This window comes from Variovorax sp. 20P10.2.4 (assembly GCF_058244205.1).
The window spans coordinates 1-4,357 of the sequence record NZ_JBZAYE010000610.1 but is presented as its reverse complement, the minus strand read 5'-3'; the positions used below and the strand labels follow the sequence as shown (position 1 = coordinate 4,357).

3 protein-coding genes are annotated in these 4,357 nt (G+C 71.0%); 1 reads left to right on the top strand and 2 read right to left on the bottom strand.

Going from position 1 to position 4,357, the window contains the following annotated elements; translation table 11 throughout:
- On the bottom strand, positions 1-2,142 hold a 2,142-nt coding region (locus tag AC27VN_RS34165; RefSeq protein ID WP_490879454.1), incomplete at its 3' end, for a CHASE3 domain-containing protein.
- A gap of 142 nt (positions 2,143-2,284) precedes the next feature.
- Positions 2,285-2,977: a DUF899 family protein gene (locus AC27VN_RS34160; RefSeq protein WP_490879453.1), complete on the bottom strand. Its 693-nt coding sequence runs from the start codon at positions 2,975-2,977 to the stop codon at positions 2,285-2,287.
- Between the two features lie 205 nt (positions 2,978-3,182).
- Between AC27VN_RS34160 and AC27VN_RS34155 the strand changes: the two genes are divergently transcribed.
- A partial coding sequence (locus AC27VN_RS34155) for a DEAD/DEAH box helicase (protein WP_490879452.1) occupies positions 3,183-4,357 on the top strand: 1,175 nt, incomplete at its 3' end.

Below are 4,357 nucleotides of genomic sequence, written 5' to 3'. Positions count from 1 at the left end.
CGGTGCCTGCGCCGGCAGGTGCAGGGTGAAGGTGCTGCCCTGGCCCGGTTCGCTCTGCACGCTGAGCGTGCCGCCCAGCAGCTGCGTGAGGTCGCGCGAGATCGACAGGCCCAGGCCGGTGCCGCCATAGCGGCGGCTGGTGGTGCCGTCGGCCTGGCGGAAGGCCTCGAAGATCACTTCCTGCTGGTGCGGCGCGATGCCGATGCCCGAGTCGGAGACGGCGAACGAGGCGCCGCCGTCGGCCGTGCCCGAGATCACCAGCGAGACCTCGCCCTGTTCGGTGAACTTGAGCGCGTTCGACAGCAGGTTCTTGAGGATCTGCTCCACGCGCTGGCGGTCGGTGACCAGCGAGGCCGGCGCAGCCGGATGCAGCTCGAGGCGGAAGCTCAGCCGCTTCTCGTCGGCCAGCGGGCGGAAGGTGCTCTCCAGGCCCTGCGCCAGGCGGTCCAGGCGCGTGTCCTCGGGCACCAGGTCGAGCTTGCCGGCCTCGACCTTGGCGATGTCGAGGATGTCGTTGATCAGCACCAGCAGGTCGTTGCCCGAGGCATAGATCGACTCGGCGAACTTCACCTGCTCGGTGCTCAGGTTGCCCTGCGGGTTGTCGCCCAGCAGCTTGGCCAGGATCAGCGCGCTGTTGAGCGGCGTGCGCAGCTCGTGCGACATGTTGGCGAGGAATTCCGACTTGTAGCGGCTCGCGCGCTGCAGCTCGTCGGCGCGTTCCTCGAGGTCGCGCTGGGCGTGGCGCAGCGCCATGTTGCGCTGGTCGAGTGCCTCGGTGCGTTCGGACAGCTGGCTGTTGGTCTGCTCGAGCTCGGCCTGCTGGTTCTCGAGCATGGCCTGTGAGGCGCGCAGCGCGCGCGACTGCTCCTCGAGCTCCTCGTTGGCGGTGCGCAGCTCTTCCTGCTGCACCTGCAGCTCCTCGTTGAGCTGCTGGGTCTCGGCCAGCACGTCCTGCAGCTGCTCGCGGTAGCGCGCCGCGGCCAGCGAGGTGCCGATGTCCTCGGCCACCACCTCGAACAGGTCGCGCGCGCGCTGGTCGGGCGTGCCGGGCAGGCCGAGCTCGACCACGCCGTTGGACACGCCGTCGTTGGCCACCGGCAGCAGCACCACGGCGCGCGGGCGCATCTCGCCCAGGCCCGAGTTGACCTTGAGATAGTCGGCCTCGACCGGGTCGATCAGCATCAGCCGCTTCTCGGCGGCGGCCTGGCCCACCAGGCTCTCGGTGGGCGAGAACACCTGCTGCGCGTTCTCGGCCTCGACCGAGAAGCCGTAGCTGGCCGCGCGGCGCAGCGGGCCATGGCGCTCGCGCACGTAGAGCGCGCCCACGGTGCTGCCCAGGTGGCGCGAGAAAAAGGCCAGGATCTTGCGGCCCATGTCGGCGGCGCTGAGCTCGCCCACCAGTTCGCCGACCAGCTCGGTCTGGGCCGTGCGCAGCCAGGCCTGCTCGGTCAGGCGCTCGGTGTGCGCCTCCTGCTCCTGCAGCACCGCGTCGTAGCTCTCGGACAGCCGCACCAGCTGCCGGCGGCCGAAGTAGGCGACCAGGCCGCTGAGCGTGAGCGTGAACAGCAGGAACAGGCCCACCACCATCCAGCTGGTGCGCTTGACCTCGGCGTTGCGCTGGAAGCGCAGCGACTGCTCCGTGTTGATGAAGTTGTCGAACTCGTTGCGGATGTCGTCGGTCAGGCGCTTGCCGCGGCCCAGCTTGACGGCGGCCTCGAAGTCGCCGCCGCTGCGGCGCGCGGCGATCATGTCGGCCGCGAACTCGTTCCAGGCGCCCTGCAGCGAGCCGATGCGGTCGACGCGCTCGATCTGCTGCGGGTTGTCGCCCACCAGCTGGCGCAGCGCCGCGGTGTCGGTCTTCACGCGCGCCAGCGCGGCGTCGTAGGGCTCGAGGAAGCGGTCCTGCCCGCTGATCAGGAAGCCGCGCATGCCGGTTTCCATGTCGATGGAGCGGCGCTGCAGCTCGCTGGCGCTGCGCACCACCTGGTCGGTGTGCTCGACCCAGGCGATGGTGGACAGCAGGTACAGGATCAGGGCGACGAAGACGACGGCACCGAACAGCCCCCCGAGCAGCGGCAGCTTGATGTTGCGGCTCAGCAGGCGCTCGAAGTCGGCGGTGTCGATCGCGGCAGCAGTTTTCATTTCGAACGTAGTTGTGAACGAACAATTGACATTGTCTTCGACCGGACGGGACGGGCGGCGCGCGGCCGCCCGCCCGGCCCCGGAACGGCGGCAAGGCGCGAGGGAAGAGGAGGGGAGGAGAGGCCGCGGGCCTCCCCGAGGCTCAGTACTCTAGCCGCGGATACCAGTCGCTGCCGCGGCCGGCCGGCGTCAGGTCGAAGATGTTCCACAGCGGCGTGGGATCGACCGCGAGCCGCGGATCCTGGCCCGGGTCGGCGGTTTCGGCCAGCTCCGGCGCCCAGAAGTGATGCACGCGGCCCTCGCGCCGGACCCAGACGTCGAGCGCCGGCCATTCGCTGCCGTCGGGCGCGAGGCCGCGGTAGTCGCGCGCGAAATCGTCGCCGACCGTCTCATAGAACGGCAGGTTGCGCCAGCCGCGCTCGCGCGCGAAGGCCAGCTGCCGCGCCACCGGCGAGCGGCCGAGCACCGCGAACGCCACCTTCTGCGCGATGTCGCGCACCGGCACGTCGAGCGCGCCCAGGAAGGCGGTGCACATCGGGCAGGGCCGCTCGCGCTGCGGGCCGTACATCCAGAAGTAGGTGACCAGGGTGTCGTGGTCGCCGAACAGGTGGTCGAGGCCGACCGTGCGGCCGTTCTCGTCGCGGAAGCGGTAGGGCGGCGACTCGCCGCCCAGCGGCAGTTCGCGGCGCTGGGCGGCCACGCGCTCGACGTGGCGGCGCAGCTCGATCTCCTCGGCGAGCAGGGCGGTGCGGGCCTGGCGGTAGACCGCGCTGTCGTTGGGGTAGGGACGGCTCGCCGCGGCGGCGAGTTCGGTGGCGGGTTTCAGGGTAGTCATCGGTGTCTCCTTTCGGAAGTCGGACAGGCGAGGCGAAGGCGGTGGCACATCGGACCCTTCCGGACAGGGCGCCGCTGCCGGTTCGGCCCGGAAACGCCCGTGCGCCCCAGCCTACGCGCCGACAGGGATACTGTGAATTCCACCAGAACACTGGATGAATATCCATATACTGGCGGCCGCCGCATCCTGTCGAACCACCACGCCGATGTCCCGCGAAGCCCTCTGCGCCACCGTTGCGCCCGTCTCCGTCAAGGCGCTGTGCGCCTTCGGCGCGAAGGCCGGCGACCTCGACCTGCGCTTCGTGCCCGCGCCCAGCGCGCAGGAAGGCATGGCAGGCCACGCGCTGGTGCAGGGCCGGCGCGGCGAGAACTACCAGAGCGAGGTCGCGCTGCAGTCCGAATGCGGCGCCCTGCTGGTGCGCGGCCGCGCCGACGGCTACGAGCTGCAGTCGGGCAGTGCCCGCGTCGAGGAGATCAAGACCTTCCGCGGCGACTTCGACGCCATCCGCGGCAACCACCGCGCGCTGCACTGGGCGCAGGCGCGCTGCTACGGCTGGATGCTCTGCGAGGCCGACGGCCATGCGGCGATCACCGTGGCGCTGGTCTACCTCGACCTCGCGAGCGGCGAGGAAACCGTGCTCGAGGAACTGCACACGCGCGAGGAACTGCAGGCCCACTTCGAGGACCTCTGCGGCCGCTACATCGCCTGGGCCGAGCGCGAGGGCCGGCATCACGCGGCGCTGGCGGACCTGCTGGGCGCGCTGGCCTTTCCGCATGGCGCCTTCCGCACCGGCCAGCGCGAGCTCGCCGAGGCGGTCTACCGCGCGGCCTCGAAGGGCCACTGCCTGATGGCGCAGGCGCCCACCGGCATCGGCAAGACGCTGGCCACGCTGTTTCCGCTGCTCAAGGCGCGCGCGGCCGGCCGCGTCGACAAGGTGTTCTTTCTCACGGCCAAGACCTCGGGCCGCGCGATCGCGCTCGAGGCGCTGCGGCTGCTCGAGCGCCAGGCCGCCGCGGGCGGCAAGGCACCGGCCGATCCGCTGCGCGTGCTCGAGCTGACCGCGCGCGAAAAGGTCTGCGAGCACCCGGGCCGGGCCTGCCATGGCGATGCCTGTCCGCTCGCCAAGGGCTTCTACGACCGGCTGCCGGCAGCGCGCGCCGAAGCCGCGCGCGCCGCCTGGCTCGACCGCCCGGCGCTGCGCCGCATCGCGCTCGCGCACGAGATCTGCCCCTATTTCCTGGGACAGGAAATGGCCCACTGGAGCGACGTGGTGGTCGGCGACTACAACTACTACTTCGACGGCAGCGCCTTCCTCTGGGCCACCATGAAGGAGCGCGAATGGCGCGCCGCGCTGCTGGTCGACGAGGCCCACAACCTGCT